The following is a 16,081-nucleotide window of genomic DNA, read 5'->3' on the forward strand; positions in this document are numbered from 1 at the left end:
AAGTGTGTACTTTTACGCAAAAACAAATAAGTAAATCAAGATAAATATAGAATAGAAAATGGTGTCATCTGAAGTGTTGCCGTTTTCTTTTTGTCTTTAAATCTTGTGATACTCTTTGTTTTATTAGTAAAAGCAACCCACACAATTTTTGAGGGGTGAATCTGTTTGGCAGGTCAAGTTGTCCAATATGGAAGACATCGTAAACGTAGAAACTACGCGAGAATTTCAGAAGTATTAGAATTACCGAACTTAATAGAAATTCAAACAAAATCTTACGATTGGTTCCTTAAAGAAGGTTTATTAGAAATGTTTAGAGACATTTCTCCGATTGAAGATTTCACAGGAAACCTATCTTTAGAATTTGTAGATTATAGATTAGGTGAACCAAAATACGACTTAGAAGAATCAAAAAACCGTGACGCTACTTATGCTGCACCTCTTCGTGTAAAAGTACGTCTTATTATTAAAGAAACTGGCGAAGTGAAAGAGCAAGAAGTATTTATGGGTGATTTCCCATTAATGACTGATACAGGTACCTTTGTTATTAATGGTGCAGAACGTGTTATCGTATCACAATTAGTACGTTCACCATCCGTATATTTCAATGAAAAAATTGATAAAAACGGACGTGAGAACTACGATGCAACTATTATTCCTAACCGTGGTGCATGGTTAGAATATGAAACTGATGCTAAAGATGTAGTTTATGTACGTATTGATAGAACTCGTAAATTACCATTAACTGTATTATTAAGAGCATTAGGTTTTTCTAGTGACCAAGAAATCGTTGATTTACTTGGCGACAGTGAATACCTACGCAATACACTTGAAAAAGATGGTACTGAAAATACTGAACAAGCATTATTAGAAATTTATGAGCGTTTACGCCCTGGCGAACCACCAACAGTTGAAAATGCTAAAAGTTTATTATATTCACGTTTCTTCGATCCAAAACGTTATGACTTAGCAAGCGTTGGTCGTTATAAAGCAAATAAAAAACTTCACTTAAAACACCGTTTATTCAATCAAAAATTAGCAGAACCAATTGTTAATAGTGAAACAGGTGAAATAGTTGTTGAAGAAGGAACAGTCCTTGATCGTCGTAAGTTAGACGAAATCATGGATGTATTAGAAGCAAATGCTAATAGTGAAGTGTTCGAGTTAGAAGGAACAGTTATTGATGAACCAGTTGAAATTCAATCAATTAAAGTATATGTTCCAAATGATGATGAAGGTCGTACAACTACAGTAATTGGTAATGCTTTACCAGATTCTGAAGTTAAATGTATTACACCAGCTGATATTATTGCTTCAATGAGTTATTTCTTTAACTTATTAAGTGGTATTGGTTATACAGACGATATTGATCATTTAGGTAATCGTCGTTTACGTTCAGTAGGCGAACTATTACAAAACCAATTCCGTATTGGTTTATCAAGAATGGAACGTGTGGTACGTGAAAGAATGTCTATTCAAGACACTGACTCAATCACACCACAACAATTAATCAATATCCGTCCCGTTATTGCATCAATTAAAGAATTCTTTGGTAGTTCTCAATTATCACAATTCATGGACCAAGCTAACCCATTAGCAGAGTTGACACATAAACGTCGTCTATCTGCTTTAGGACCTGGTGGTTTAACACGTGAACGTGCTCAAATGGAAGTGCGTGACGTACACTATTCACACTATGGTCGTATGTGTCCGATTGAAACACCAGAGGGTCCAAACATTGGATTAATCAACTCATTGTCTAGTTATGCACGTGTAAACGAATTTGGTTTCATTGAAACACCATACCGTAAAGTGGATTTAGACACTAATGCGATAACAGACCAAATCGATTATTTAACTGCTGACGAAGAAGATAGTTATGTTGTTGCCCAAGCGAACTCACGTTTAGATGAAAACGGACGTTTCTTAGACGATGAAGTAGTTTGTCGTTTCCGTGGTAATAACACAGTGATGGCTAAAGAAAAAATGGATTACATGGACGTTTCACCTAAGCAGGTTGTTTCAGCCGCTACAGCTTGTATTCCATTCTTAGAAAACGATGACTCTAACCGTGCATTGATGGGTGCGAACATGCAACGTCAAGCAGTACCATTGATGAACCCTGAAGCGCCATTCGTTGGTACAGGTATGGAGCATGTTGCTGCGCGTGACTCAGGTGCAGCTATTACAGCTAACCACAGAGGTCGTGTAGAGCATGTTGAATCTAATGAAATCTTAGTACGTCGTTTAGTAGAACAAGATGGTCAAGAGTATGAAGGTGAATTAGATCGCTATCCATTAGCGAAATTCAAACGTTCAAACTCAGGTACTTGTTACAACCAACGCCCAATTGTTGCTACAGGTGACATTGTTGAATACAACGAAATTTTAGCCGACGGTCCTTCAATGGAATTAGGTGAAATGGCATTAGGCCGTAACGTAGTTGTAGGATTCATGACATGGGATGGTTATAACTACGAGGATGCTGTAATCATGAGTGAACGTCTAGTTAAAGATGACGTATACACTTCTATCCATATTGAAGAATATGAATCAGAAGCACGTGATACTAAACTAGGACCTGAAGAAATCACTCGTGACATTCCTAACGTTTCCGAAAGTGCACTTAAAAACCTAGACGAACGTGGTATTGTGTATGTCGGTGCTGAAGTTAAAGATGGAGACATCTTAGTAGGTAAAGTAACGCCTAAAGGTGTTACAGAGCTTACAGCCGAAGAAAGATTATTACATGCCATCTTTGGTGAAAAAGCACGTGAAGTACGTGATACATCATTACGCGTACCACATGGTGCTGGCGGTATTGTTCTAGATGTTAAAGTCTTCAATCGTGAAGAAGGAGACGACACATTATCACCAGGTGTTAACCAATTAGTACGTGTTTATATCGTTCAAAAACGTAAAATTCACGTCGGAGATAAAATGTGTGGTCGTCATGGTAACAAAGGTGTCATCTCAAAAATCGTTCCAGAAGAAGATATGCCATATTTACCAGATGGACGTCCAATTGACATCATGTTAAACCCACTAGGTGTACCATCACGTATGAACATCGGACAAGTTCTTGAATTACATTTAGGTATGGCTGCTAAAAACTTAGGTATCCATGTTGCATCTCCAGTATTCGATGGTGCTAATGATGATGACGTATGGTCAACTATCGAAGAAGCTGGTATGGCACGTGACGGTAAAACTGTATTATACGATGGTCGTACTGGTGAACCATTCGACAACCGTATTTCAGTTGGTGTTATGTACATGCTTAAACTTGCACACATGGTTGACGATAAATTACATGCGCGTTCAACTGGTCCATACTCATTAGTAACGCAACAACCACTAGGTGGTAAAGCACAATTTGGTGGTCAACGTTTCGGTGAGATGGAGGTATGGGCACTTGAAGCATATGGTGCTGCATACACATTACAAGAAATCTTGACTTATAAATCAGATGATACAGTAGGTCGTGTTAAAACATACGAATCTATTGTTAAAGGCGAAAATATCTCTAGACCAAGTGTTCCTGAATCATTCCGAGTATTGATGAAAGAATTACAAAGTTTAGGATTAGACGTTAAAGTGATGGATGAGCAAGATAACGAAATCGAAATGGCAGACATTGAAGATGAAGATGTAACAGAACGCAAAGTAGATTTACAACAAAAAGATGCGCCAGAATCACAAAAAGAAATTACTGATTAATATGCACTTAAGATAATTAGAATGATAGAGGTAGAGCGATTTTAAATGTCGCTCATACCTTTCTCAAATTCTATATACTATAAATGTAAATCAATCAAATAGCACAGCTAATCTAAATTGAAGGAGGTAGGCTCCTTGATTGATGTAAATAATTTCCATTATATGAAAATAGGATTAGCTTCACCTGAAAAGATTCGTTCGTGGTCTTATGGTGAAGTTAAAAAGCCTGAAACAATTAACTATCGTACGTTAAAACCTGAAAAAGATGGTCTTTTCTGTGAAAGAATATTTGGACCAACTAAAGACTGGGAATGTAGTTGCGGTAAATACAAACGTGTACGCTACAAAGGCATGGTTTGTGATAGATGTGGTGTTGAAGTAACGAAGTCTAAAGTACGTCGTGAAAGAATGGGACACATCGAATTAGCAGCACCAGTATCACACATTTGGTATTTCAAAGGTATTCCAAGCCGTATGGGACTTTTATTAGATATGTCTCCAAGAGCATTGGAAGAAGTTATTTACTTTGCTTCTTATGTTGTTGTTGATCCAGGTCCAACAGGTTTAGAAAAGAAAACTTTATTATCAGAAGCAGAATTCAGAGATTATTATGATAAATATCCAGGTCAATTTGTAGCTAAAATGGGTGCTGAAGGTATCAGAGACTTATTATCTGAAATTGACTTAGATGAAGAACTAAAAATCTTACGCGATGAATTAGAATCTGCAACAGGACAAAGACTTACTCGTGCTATTAAACGTTTAGAAGTTGTTGAATCATTCCGTAACTCTGGTAATGATCCAGCATGGATGATTTTAGATGTACTTCCTATCATTCCACCTGAAATCCGTCCAATGGTTCAATTAGACGGTGGACGTTTTGCTACAAGTGACTTAAACGATTTATATAGACGTGTTATTAACCGTAATAACCGTTTGAAACGTTTATTAGATCTTGGTGCACCTGGAATCATTGTTCAAAACGAAAAACGTATGTTACAAGAAGCTGTTGATGCTTTAATCGATAATGGTCGTCGTGGCCGTCCTGTAACTGGACCAGGTAACCGTCCATTAAAATCATTGTCACATATGTTAAAAGGTAAACAAGGTCGTTTCCGTCAAAACTTACTTGGTAAACGTGTTGACTATTCAGGTCGTTCCGTTATCGCAGTAGGACCAAGTCTGAAAATGTACCAATGTGGATTACCGAAAGAAATGGCGCTTGAACTATTTAAACCTTTCGTTATGAAAGAATTAGTTCAACGTGAAATTGCAACAAATATCAAAAATGCTAAAAGTAAAATTGAACGTATGGATGACGAAGTGTGGGATGTTTTAGAAGAAGTTATCGTAGAACACCCAGTACTACTTAACCGTGCGCCTACGCTTCATAGACTAGGTATCCAAGCATTTGAACCAACTTTAGTAGAAGGTCGTGCCATCCGTTTACATCCACTTGTTACTACAGCATATAATGCTGACTTTGATGGTGACCAAATGGCGGTTCACGTTCCATTATCTAAAGAAGCTCAAGCCGAAGCACGTATGTTAATGTTAGCTGCTCAAAATATCTTAAACCCTAAAGATGGTAAACCAGTAGTTACACCATCTCAGGATATGGTATTAGGTAACTACTACTTAACACTTGAACGTACAGACGCAGTTAATACTGGTACTATCTATAATGATACAAACGAAGTATTAAAAGCTTATGCAAATGGATATGTTCACTTACACACTAGAATTGGTGTTCATGCAAGTTCATTCAATAATCCAACATTCACTGAGGAACAAAATAAGAAAATCTTAGCTACTTCAGTAGGTAAGATTATCTTTAATGAAATCATTCCTGATTCATTTGCTTATATTAATGAGCCAACTCAAACTAACCTAGAGGGTACAACACCAGATAAATACTTTGTTGACCCAACAGAATTAGGTGAAGGCGGATTAAAAGAATTCTTTGAAACTAAAGAATTAATTGAACCATTCAATAAAAAATTCTTAGGTAATATCATTGCTGAAGTATTTAATAGATTCAGTATTACTGATACATCTATGATGCTTGACCGTATGAAAGACTTAGGATTCAAATTCTCATCTAAAGCAGGTATAACTGTTGGTGTATCTGATATCGTGGTATTACCAGATAAAAAAGATATTCTAGATGAACATGAAAAATTAGTTGAACGCGTGACTAAACAATTCAATCGTGGTTTAATCACTGAAGAAGAAAGATACAACGCTGTCGTTGAAATTTGGACAGATGCTAAAGATCAAATTCAAGGTGAATTAATGCAATCACTTGAAAAAACAAACCCAATCTTCATGATGAGTGACTCTGGTGCCCGTGGTAACGCATCTAACTTTACTCAGTTAGCTGGTATGCGTGGATTAATGGCTGCTCCATCAGGAAAAATTATTGAATTACCAATCACTTCATCATTCCGTGAAGGTTTAACAGTATTAGAGTACTTCATCTCTACTCACGGTGCGCGTAAAGGTCTTGCTGATACAGCACTTAAAACAGCTGACTCAGGTTACCTTACTCGTCGTCTTGTTGACGTTGCGCAAGATGTTATTGTGCGTGAAGAAGATTGTGGTACTGACCGTGGCTTACTTGTTTCTGACATCAAAGAAGGTACAGAAATGATTGAACCATTCATTGAACGTATTGAAGGACGTTATTCAAAAGAAACAATTCGTCATCCTGAGACAGATGAAGTTATTATTCGTCCAGACGAATTAATCACTGCGGAAATCGCTAAGAAAATTACTGATGCTGGTATCGAACAAATGTATATCCGTTCAGCATTCACTTGTAATACACGTCATGGTGTATGTGAAAAATGTTATGGTAAAAACCTTGCAACAGGTGAAAAAGTTGAAGTTGGTGAAGCAGTTGGTACAATCGCTGCCCAATCAATCGGTGAACCAGGTACACAGCTTACAATGCGTACCTTCCATACAGGTGGGGTAGCCGGAAGCGATATCACTCAAGGTCTTCCACGTATCCAAGAGATCTTTGAAGCCCGTAACCCTAAAGGTCAAGCGGTAATCACTGAAATCGAAGGTGTAGTAGAAGATATTAAATTAGCGAAAGACCGTCAACAAGAAATTGTTGTTAAAGGCGAAAATGAAACTAGATCTTATCTAGCTTCAGGTACTTCTAGACTTAAAGTTGAAGTAGGACAATCAGTTGAACGTGGTGAAGTATTAACAGAAGGTTCAATCGAGCCGAAAAACTACTTATCCGTTGCTGGTTTAAATGCTACAGAAAGCTACTTATTAAAAGAAGTACAAAAAGTTTACCGTATGCAAGGTGTTGAAATTGATGATAAACACGTTGAGGTTATGGTTAGACAAATGTTACGTAAAGTACGTATCATCGAAGCAGGAGATACTAAGTTATTACCTGGTTCATTAGTTGATATTCACAACTTTACTGATGCTAACAGAGATGCATTTAAAGAACGTAAACGCCCTGCAACTGCTAAACCAGTATTGCTTGGTATTACAAAAGCTTCTCTTGAAACAGAAAGCTTCTTATCTGCAGCTTCATTCCAAGAAACAACTCGTGTTCTTACTGATGCAGCAATTAAAGGTAAACGCGATGACTTACTTGGTCTTAAAGAAAATGTTATTATTGGTAAACTTATTCCAGCTGGTACAGGTATGAGACGTTATAGTGACGTTCAATACGATAAAAATGTAGCGCCAGTTGCTAGTTCTGAAGAAGAAGTAGAAGTTACTGAATAATTGATATAATGATCAAGAGGTTAGACTTAATTCTAGCCTCTTGATTCTTATTTATTTCATAAAAACACGAATAATTATTGACTATTGTACTGTAACAATGTTAATATATTATAGGTTGATGCAAGCAGAACTTTGGAGGATATTGAACATGTCTAATGAAAAAGTTGCACGCTTTAACAAACAACAATATGTAGTTGGTCTGAAGGAAACGCTCAAAGCGTTGAATAAAGATCAAGTTACATCATTGATTATTGCTCGAGACGTAGAAGTTCATCTAATGACTCGCGTGTTAAGCCAAATCAATCAAAAAAATATACCATATACACTTTTCTCATCTAAGAAAGAATTAGGAGAATATGTAGGTATCAATGTAAATGCAACAATCGTTGCTATATTGAATGAGAATTAGTAAGTGTCTGCTTACTAAATTTTATTTAACCTTAAAATGAACCACCTGGATGTGTGGGATTAAAAAATGAAGAGAGGAGGACATATTCAATGCCAACTATTAACCAATTAGTACGTAAACCAAGACAAAGCAAATCAAAAAAATCTGATTCACCAGCTTTAAACAGAGGTTTTAACAGTAAGAAGAAACAATTCACTGAATTGAATTCTCCACAAAAACGTGGCGTATGTACTCGTGTGGGTACTATGACACCTAAAAAACCTAACTCAGCGTTACGTAAATATGCACGTGTGCGTTTATCAAACAATATTGAAATCAACGCATACATTCCTGGTATCGGCCATAACTTACAAGAACACAGTGTTGTACTTGTACGTGGTGGACGTGTAAAAGACTTACCTGGTGTGCGTTACCATATTGTACGTGGTGCACTTGATACTTCAGGTGTAGACGGACGTAGACAAGGTCGTTCATTATACGGAACTAAAAAACCTAAAAATTAATTTTTAAGATTACGTAAATTTTAAAAATAATTAATCACAATATACTATAATAGGAAGGGAGGATTTACATTATGCCTCGTAAAGGATCAGTACCTAAAAGAGACGTATTACCAGATCCAATTCACAACTCAAAATTAGTTACAAAATTAATTAACAAAATTATGTTAGATGGTAAACGCGGAACAGCTCAAAGAATTCTTTATTCAGCATTCGACCTAGTTGAAGAACGTAGTGGTCGTCAAGCTATTGAAGTATTCGAAGAAGCAATTGAAAACATTATGCCAGTATTAGAAGTTAAAGCTCGTCGTGTGGGTGGTTCAAACTACCAAGTACCTGTTGAGGTACGCCCAGAACGTCGTTCTACTTTAGGATTACGTTGGTTAGTTAACTATGCGCGTCTTCGTGGTGAAAAAACTATGGAAGAACGTTTAGCTAACGAAATCTTAGATGCAGCAAATAATACAGGTGGTGCAGTTAAGAAACGTGAGGACACTCACAAAATGGCTGAAGCTAACAAAGCATTTGCTCACTACCGTTGGTAAGATTAAAGCTTTTACCCTGAGCGTGTTCCGTATCATTGGTTTACCAATAATGGCTCATGCTTAGGGCATCGCCATATCTAAAGTACTTATTCAGTAATAACTGGAAGGAGAAAAAATACATGGCAAGAGAATTTTCTTTGAAAAATACTCGTAATATCGGTATCATGGCTCACATTGATGCTGGTAAAACTACTACGACAGAACGTATTCTTTATTACACAGGTCGTATCCACAAAATTGGTGAAACACACGAAGGTGCTTCACAAATGGACTGGATGGAACAAGAGCAAGACCGTGGTATTACTATCACATCTGCAGCAACAACTGCAGCTTGGGACGGACACCGTGTAAATATCATCGATACACCAGGACACGTAGACTTCACAGTTGAGGTTGAACGTTCATTACGTGTACTTGACGGTGCGGTTACAGTACTTGATGCTCAATCAGGTGTTGAACCACAAACTGAAACAGTTTGGCGTCAGGCTACAACATACGGCGTACCACGTATCGTTTTCATCAACAAAATGGATAAATTAGGTGCAAACTTTGAATACTCTGTAAGCACATTACATGATCGTTTACAAGCGAATGCTGCACCTATCCAATTACCTATCGGTGCTGAAGATGAATTTGAAGCTATCATTGACTTAGTTGAAATGAAATGCTTCAAATACACTAATGACTTAGGTACAGAAATTGATGAAATTGAAATTCCTGAAGATCACAAAGAAAGAGCTGAAGAAGCTCGTTCAACATTAATTGAAGCAGTAGCTGAAACTAATGATGAATTAATGGAAAAATATCTTGGTGACGAAGAAATTTCAGTAGAAGAATTAAAAAATGCAATCCGTCAAGCTACAACTGACGTAGAATTCTACCCAGTTCTTTGCGGTACTGCATTCAAAAACAAAGGTGTTCAATTAATGCTTAACGCTGTAATTGATTACCTACCATCTCCTTTAGATGTTAAACCAATCGTTGGTCACCATGCTAATGATCCTGAAGAAGAAGTAATTGCTAAACCAGACGATTCAGCTGAATTCGCTGCATTAGCATTCAAAGTTATGACTGACCCTTATGTTGGTAAATTAACTTTCTTCCGTGTTTACTCAGGTACTTTAAGCTCAGGTTCTTACGTGAAGAACTCATCTAAAGACAAACGTGAACGTGTAGGTCGTTTATTACAAATGCACGCTAACTCACGTCAAGAGATTGACACTGTTTACTCAGGCGATATCGCTGCTGCGGTAGGACTTAAAGAAACAGGTACTGGTGATACTTTATGTGGAGAGAAAAATGACATTATCTTGGAATCAATGGAATTCCCAGAGCCAGTTATCCACTTATCAGTTGAACCAAAATCTAAAGCTGACCAAGATAAAATGACTCAAGCTTTAGTTAAATTACAAGAAGAAGATCCAACTTTCCATGCACATACTGACGAAGAAACTGGACAAGTTATCATCGGTGGTATGGGTGAGTTACACTTAGACATCTTAGTTGACCGTATGAAGAAAGAATTTAACGTTGAATGTAATGTTGGTGCGCCAATGGTTTCATATCGTGAAACATTCAAGCAAGCTGCACAAGTTCAAGGTAAATTCTCTCGTCAATCTGGTGGTCGTGGTCAATACGGTGATGTTCACATTGAATTCACACCTAACGAAACAGGTGGCGGTTTCGAATTCGAAAACGCTATCGTCGGTGGTGTAGTTCCTCGTGAATACATTCCATCAGTTGAAGCTGGTCTTAAAGATGCAATGGAAAACGGTGTATTAGCTGGTTATCCATTAATTGATGTTAAAGCTAAATTATTTGATGGTTCATACCATGATGTCGATTCATCTGAAATGGCCTTCAAAATTGCTGCATCATTAGCACTTAAAGAAGCTGCTAAAAAATGTGATCCAGTTATCTTAGAACCAATGATGAAAGTAACAATCGAAATGCCTGAAGAATACATGGGTGATATCATGGGTGACGTAACTGCTCGTCGTGGACGTGTAGATGGTATGGAACCTCGTGGTAATGCACAAGTTGTAAATGCTTATGTACCACTTTCAGAAATGTTCGGTTATGCAACATCATTACGTTCAAACACTCAAGGTCGCGGTACTTACACTATGTACTTTGACCACTATGCAGAAGTTCCAAAATCAATTTCTGAAGAAATCATTAAGAAAAATAAAGGCGAATAATATAACTTGTCTTTACTAGCTATGCTAGGTTAAAATACAGGTTGAGCTTAGTTATAGGCTAATCGCTTTTATGAATTGATTTTTGTGGGTAAATGCATTATAAAGGAAATATGAATTAAGTAGTATTTCTTTTAGACACAACTTAATCAAACATCTTCTCATGATGGTGAGAAACTATCATGAGAGATAAATTTGAAAATAACTTTTATTAAGAATAGGAGAGATTTAATAATGGCAAAAGAAAAATTTGATCGCTCAAAAGAACATGCCAATATTGGTACTATCGGTCACGTTGACCATGGTAAAACAACATTAACAGCTGCTATCGCAACTGTATTAGCTAAGAACGGTGACACTGTTGCACAATCATACGACATGATTGACAACGCACCAGAAGAAAAAGAACGTGGTATTACAATCAATACTGCACACATCGAATATCAAACTGACAAACGTCACTATGCTCACGTTGACTGCCCAGGACACGCTGACTATGTTAAAAACATGATCACTGGTGCTGCGCAAATGGACGGCGGTATCTTAGTTGTATCTGCAGCTGATGGTCCAATGCCACAAACTCGTGAACACATTCTTTTATCACGTAACGTTGGTGTACCAGCTTTAGTTGTATTCTTAAACAAAGTTGATATGGTAGACGACGAAGAATTATTAGAATTAGTAGAAATGGAAGTTCGTGACTTATTATCTGAATACGACTTCCCAGGTGACGACGTACCTGTAATCGCTGGTTCAGCATTAAAAGCTTTAGAAAGCGACGAAAAATACGAAGAAAAAATCTTAGAATTAATGCAAGCAGTTGATGACTACATCCCAACTCCAGAACGTGATTCTGACAAACCATTCATGATGCCAGTTGAGGACGTATTCTCAATCACTGGTCGTGGTACTGTTGCTACAGGCCGTGTTGAACGTGGTCAAATCAAAGTTGGTGAAGAAGTTGAAATCATCGGTTTACATGACACTTCTAAAACAACTGTTACTGGTGTAGAAATGTTCCGTAAGTTATTAGACTACGCTGAAGCTGGTGACAACATCGGTGCTTTATTACGTGGTGTTGCTCGTGAAGACGTACAACGTGGTCAAGTATTAGCTGCTCCTGGTTCAATTACACCACATACAAAATTCAAAGCGGAAGTTTACGTTTTATCTAAAGACGAAGGTGGACGTCACACTCCATTCTTCAGTAACTACCGCCCACAATTCTATTTCCGTACTACTGACGTAACTGGCGTTGTTCAATTACCAGAAGGTACTGAAATGGTTATGCCTGGTGACAACGTTGAAATGACAGTAGAATTAATCGCTCCTATCGCGATTGAAGACGGTACTCGTTTCTCAATCCGTGAAGGTGGACGTACTGTAGGATCAGGCGTTGTAACTGAAATCCACGAATAATTTTATTATTCGATTTATATAAAGACCCCATTATGGGGTCTTTTTTTATTTCTATAAATACATAACTTTACCGGCGATTTATCAACAAAAAATCCACTTATTACCCTAAATAAAAGGTAATAAGTGGATTATTTATTAGTTGGACTTTGAAAATTCACAAGACCATATTTTTACAATACATTTTCAAGTTCTAAAATTTTTAAAAATTCACTGGCAGCATATTTAAATGATGATTCATCGATATCGAAATAAGGATTATGATGAGGTGCAGTAATATTTTTATCTTGATTGCCACATCCTGTTAAGAAAAATGCGCCTGGTCTGACTTTTAAATAGTGAGAGAAGTCTTCTCCAATCATCATCAAATCAGATTCATTAAAACGTAAATGCATATCATTTGCTGCTTGTTTAACAACTTCATATGCTTGTTGGTGATTATGAAGTGGTAAATAACCTTTAATGTAATTAAAGTCATAAGTGATATCATTAGCTACCGCTAAACCTTGTAATAATTTTTCCATCTTAGTTTTGATATGGTTTTGTAAATTAGTGTCAAAGGTACGTACTGTTCCTTTGCAAAACGCACTATCTGGTATCACGCTATCTGAAGAACCTGCTTGAACCATACCAAATGTTAACACCGCTTGTTTTACTGGATCGATGGTACGAGATACAATCTTCTGAGCGCTTAAAATAAATTCAGCCATGATGACGATTGGATCAATAGTTTCTTGTGGTTTAGCACCATGACCACCTTTACCTTGTATCGTGATACTAAATTCGTCAGGTGAGGCCATAATTGGTCCTGGACGAGAATAAATAGTACCTGTTGGATAACCACTCCATAGATGTGTACCGTAGATCTTATCGACGTCTTGTAAACATCCATCATTGATCATTTCTTGTGAACCACCGGGCATAATTTCTTCACCGTATTGGAAGATGAAAACAACATTACCTTTTAATAGATGACGATGTTCATTTATGATTTCTGCAACGCCTAATAATATGGCTGTATGTCCATCATGACCACACGCATGCATACACCCATCATTTTTAGATTTATAAGGTACATCGTTTAATTCTTGAACAGGTAGTGCGTCAAAGTCAGCCCTAAATGCAATGGTTGGGCCGTCAACTTTTCCTTTAAAAGTAGCTTTAATTCCATTACGACCTACTGGCGTTTGAATGTCACATGACAATTGGCTAAGTTGGTTAACGATATAGTCATGTGTTTGCTTTTCTTCAAAAGAAAGTTCAGGATATTGATGTAAATAACGACGTAATTGAATCATTCTTTTTTCTTTTTTACTAGCCAATTGAAACCAATCAAACAAAACTATCACTTCTTCCGTATTATTATGATAATTAGTATATCATTATCTAATAAGACAAAATAGTTCAAAATGAATATTTATTGTTAAAAATACAATAAGTGATAAGGCTTTCATGAAAGGCGAAATTAAGGTATTATAAAGATAAATAGAGATACAAGGGGGATATGGTTGTGGTTCAATCATTACATGATTTTTTAAATGAAAATATAAACTACTTGAAAGAGAATGGATTATATAATGAAATCGATTCAATTGAAGGTGCAAACGGTCCAGAAATTAAAATTGATGGTAAAACGTACGTTAACTTATCATCAAATAACTATTTGGGATTAGCAACAAATGAAGATTTAAAAGAAGCTGCTAAAGCTGCCATTGATTCACATGGTGTTGGTGCAGGGGCTGTACGTTCGATAAATGGTACATTAGATTTACATGACGAATTAGAAGAAACATTAGCGAAATTTAAAGGCACAGAGGCAGCAATTGCTTATCAATCTGGTTTCAATTGTAATATGGCTGCAATTTCAGCAGTAATGAATAAAAACGATGCTATTCTTTCTGATGAACTAAATCATGCTTCTATTATAGATGGTTGTCGTTTATCTAAAGCTAAAATCATTCGTGTTAATCACTCAGATATGGATGATTTAAGAGCTAAAGCTAAAGAAGCAGTGGAATCTGGTCAATATAACAAAGTGATGTATATTACTGATGGCGTATTTAGTATGGATGGCGATGTTGCTAAACTACCAGAAATTGTTAAAATCGCAGAAGAATTTGGCTTATTAACTTACGTTGATGATGCACATGGGTCTGGTGTAATGGGCAAAGGTGCTGGTACAGTTAAACACTTTGGTTTACAAGATAAAATCGATTTCCAAATTGGTACATTATCTAAAGCAATTGGTGTTGTAGGTGGTTATGTAGCGGGTACTAAAGAACTTATTGATTGGTTAAAGGCACAATCTCGTCCATTCTTGTTCTCAACTTCATTAGCACCTGGAGATACTAAAGCCATCACAGAAGCAGTTAAAAAATTAATGGCTTCTACTGAGTTACATGATCAATTATGGGAAAATGCACAATATCTTAAAGATGGCTTAGCTAAGCTAGGATTTAACACTGGCGAGTCTGAGACACCAATTACACCTGTGATTATTGGTGATGAAAAAGATACTCAAGCATTCAGTAAACGCCTTAAAGAAGAAGGTATTTATGTTAAGTCTATCGTCTTCCCTACAGTGCCAAAAGGTACAGGTAGAGTTAGAAATATGCCTACTGCAGCACATACAAAAGAATTGTTAGATAAAGCTATAGAAGCATATGAAAAAGTTGGTAAAGAACTTAACATTATTTAATAGATTTATTCAACAAATCAAGCACTCGTATATTGCGGGTGCTTTTAAATTTAGTGGAGTGGAAGCAATGGATGAAATTCGACAACTTACATATGATGATGAAACACAATTTCTAAAATATATTAATGAATGGTACGAAAATGAAGAGAAAATTGTTCCTGGTAATACAGATTTAAAAAAATATACATCTTTTAAAGAAATGGTAGATCATATTAATAAGTCAAAGCCTAGAGAAGATTGGGTGGAAACAAGTACATCGTTTTACTTTAAAGATAATGTTATTGTAGGCGCGGTTAATATTCGCTATCAGCTGAATGAATCATTAACGCGAATAGGTGGACATGTAGGGTATGGTGTGGCACAATCACAACGTGGTAAAGGCTATGCAAAAGAAATGCTAGGTCATGCTTTAGATATATTAAAAACAAAACAAATTAAATATGTATTAATGACATGTAATCCTAAGAATTTTAGCTCTCAAAAAGTAATTAAGTATTATGGCGGCTATGAAATAGAACCCTATATCAAAAAGAATGGATCACCTGTTAAACGATACCATATTCCAATTAATTAATCATATGCACAAAAAAACATTCCCCTAAATAGGAGAATGTGTGTCGTCAAAAGTTAAATTAAATAGTTTTGTTTAAATAAACAAAATCGCAGAGATGGTAAAGACACTTGTCTAACTATCTCTTTATTTATGTTTTTAAGAATAGCATGAATATGCGTACAAGACAATATAAACTTTAAATTACCGACATTTTTAATTAAAATATCGGGTAAAGATGACTATAGATGTATGAAAATACGATAATGATGAAATACGGAGGATGTAA

Annotated in this window: 10 protein-coding genes; 9 read left to right on the forward strand and 1 reads right to left on the reverse strand. The window is 36.3% G+C overall.

Annotation, left to right across the window (positions count from 1 at the left end; genetic code table 11):
• Positions 1-165: 165 nt before the first annotated feature.
• From rpoB to tuf, 7 genes are all read left to right on the forward strand, one after another.
• Complete coding sequence (gene rpoB, locus ACJQQZ_RS00135) at positions 166-3,717, forward strand: DNA-directed RNA polymerase subunit beta (RefSeq protein ID WP_002451219.1); 3,552 nt, start codon at positions 166-168, stop codon at positions 3,715-3,717.
• Positions 3,718-3,879: 162 nt separating this feature from the next.
• Entirely contained in the window at positions 3,880-7,476 is a 3,597-nt protein-coding gene (gene rpoC / locus ACJQQZ_RS00140) for a DNA-directed RNA polymerase subunit beta' (protein ID WP_161767509.1), read from the forward strand.
• A 148-nt stretch (positions 7,477-7,624) separates the two neighbouring features.
• Complete coding sequence (locus tag ACJQQZ_RS00145) at positions 7,625-7,885, forward strand: ribosomal L7Ae/L30e/S12e/Gadd45 family protein (protein WP_002451221.1); 261 nt, start codon at positions 7,625-7,627, stop codon at positions 7,883-7,885.
• 89 nt (positions 7,886-7,974) lie between these two features.
• Entirely contained in the window at positions 7,975-8,388 is a 414-nt protein-coding gene (rpsL, locus tag ACJQQZ_RS00150) for a 30S ribosomal protein S12 (protein ID WP_002451222.1), read from the forward strand.
• Positions 8,389-8,459: 71 nt separating this feature from the next.
• Positions 8,460-8,930, forward strand: coding sequence for a 30S ribosomal protein S7 (rpsG, locus tag ACJQQZ_RS00155; protein ID WP_002451223.1), 471 nt, complete (start codon positions 8,460-8,462; stop codon positions 8,928-8,930).
• A gap of 119 nt (positions 8,931-9,049) precedes the next feature.
• On the forward strand, positions 9,050-11,131 hold the full coding sequence (gene fusA, locus ACJQQZ_RS00160; protein ID WP_002451224.1) for an elongation factor G: 2,082 nt from the start codon (positions 9,050-9,052) through the stop codon (positions 11,129-11,131).
• A gap of 231 nt (positions 11,132-11,362) precedes the next feature.
• Positions 11,363-12,547 (forward strand): elongation factor Tu, encoded by a 1,185-nt coding sequence (tuf, locus tag ACJQQZ_RS00165; RefSeq protein WP_124228566.1) that lies wholly within the window; start codon positions 11,363-11,365, stop codon positions 12,545-12,547.
• 170 nt (positions 12,548-12,717) lie between these two features.
• On the opposite strand, the gene ACJQQZ_RS00170 is transcribed toward tuf, so the two are convergent.
• A complete protein-coding gene (locus ACJQQZ_RS00170; protein ID WP_002451226.1) occupies positions 12,718-13,884 on the reverse strand; it encodes a M20 family metallopeptidase in 1,167 nt (388 codons plus the stop codon).
• Positions 13,885-14,054: 170 nt separating this feature from the next.
• Between ACJQQZ_RS00170 and ACJQQZ_RS00175 the strand changes: the two genes are divergently transcribed.
• Positions 14,055-15,242 carry a glycine C-acetyltransferase gene (locus ACJQQZ_RS00175; RefSeq protein ID WP_145505837.1) on the forward strand — a complete coding sequence of 396 codons (1,188 nt, stop codon included), beginning with the start codon at positions 14,055-14,057 and terminating at the stop codon, positions 15,240-15,242.
• 67 nt (positions 15,243-15,309) lie between these two features.
• Positions 15,310-15,816 (forward strand): GNAT family N-acetyltransferase, encoded by a 507-nt coding sequence (locus tag ACJQQZ_RS00180; RefSeq protein ID WP_049423933.1) that lies wholly within the window; start codon positions 15,310-15,312, stop codon positions 15,814-15,816.
• Positions 15,817-16,081 lie beyond the last annotated feature (265 nt).

It is taken from the genome of Staphylococcus sp. KUGN1, from assembly GCF_045984185.1.
Classification (GTDB): domain Bacteria; phylum Bacillota; class Bacilli; order Staphylococcales; family Staphylococcaceae; genus Staphylococcus; species Staphylococcus warneri_A.

Bases quoted from the DNA above. Each gene is read 5' to 3' on its own strand.
- rpoC (WP_161767509.1), top strand. From the start codon at position 3,880: ATGAAAATAGGATTAGCTTCACCTGAAAAGATTCGTTCGTGGTCTTAT.
- ACJQQZ_RS00145 (WP_002451221.1), top strand. From the start codon at position 7,625: ATGTCTAATGAAAAAGTTGCACGCTTTAACAAACAACAATATGTAGTT.
- rpsL (WP_002451222.1), top strand. From the start codon at position 7,975: ATGCCAACTATTAACCAATTAGTACGTAAACCAAGACAAAGCAAATCA.
- rpsG (WP_002451223.1), top strand. From the start codon at position 8,460: ATGCCTCGTAAAGGATCAGTACCTAAAAGAGACGTATTACCAGATCCA.
- fusA (WP_002451224.1), top strand. From the start codon at position 9,050: ATGGCAAGAGAATTTTCTTTGAAAAATACTCGTAATATCGGTATCATG.
- tuf (WP_124228566.1), top strand. From the start codon at position 11,363: ATGGCAAAAGAAAAATTTGATCGCTCAAAAGAACATGCCAATATTGGT.
- ACJQQZ_RS00180 (WP_049423933.1), top strand. From the start codon at position 15,310: ATGGATGAAATTCGACAACTTACATATGATGATGAAACACAATTTCTA.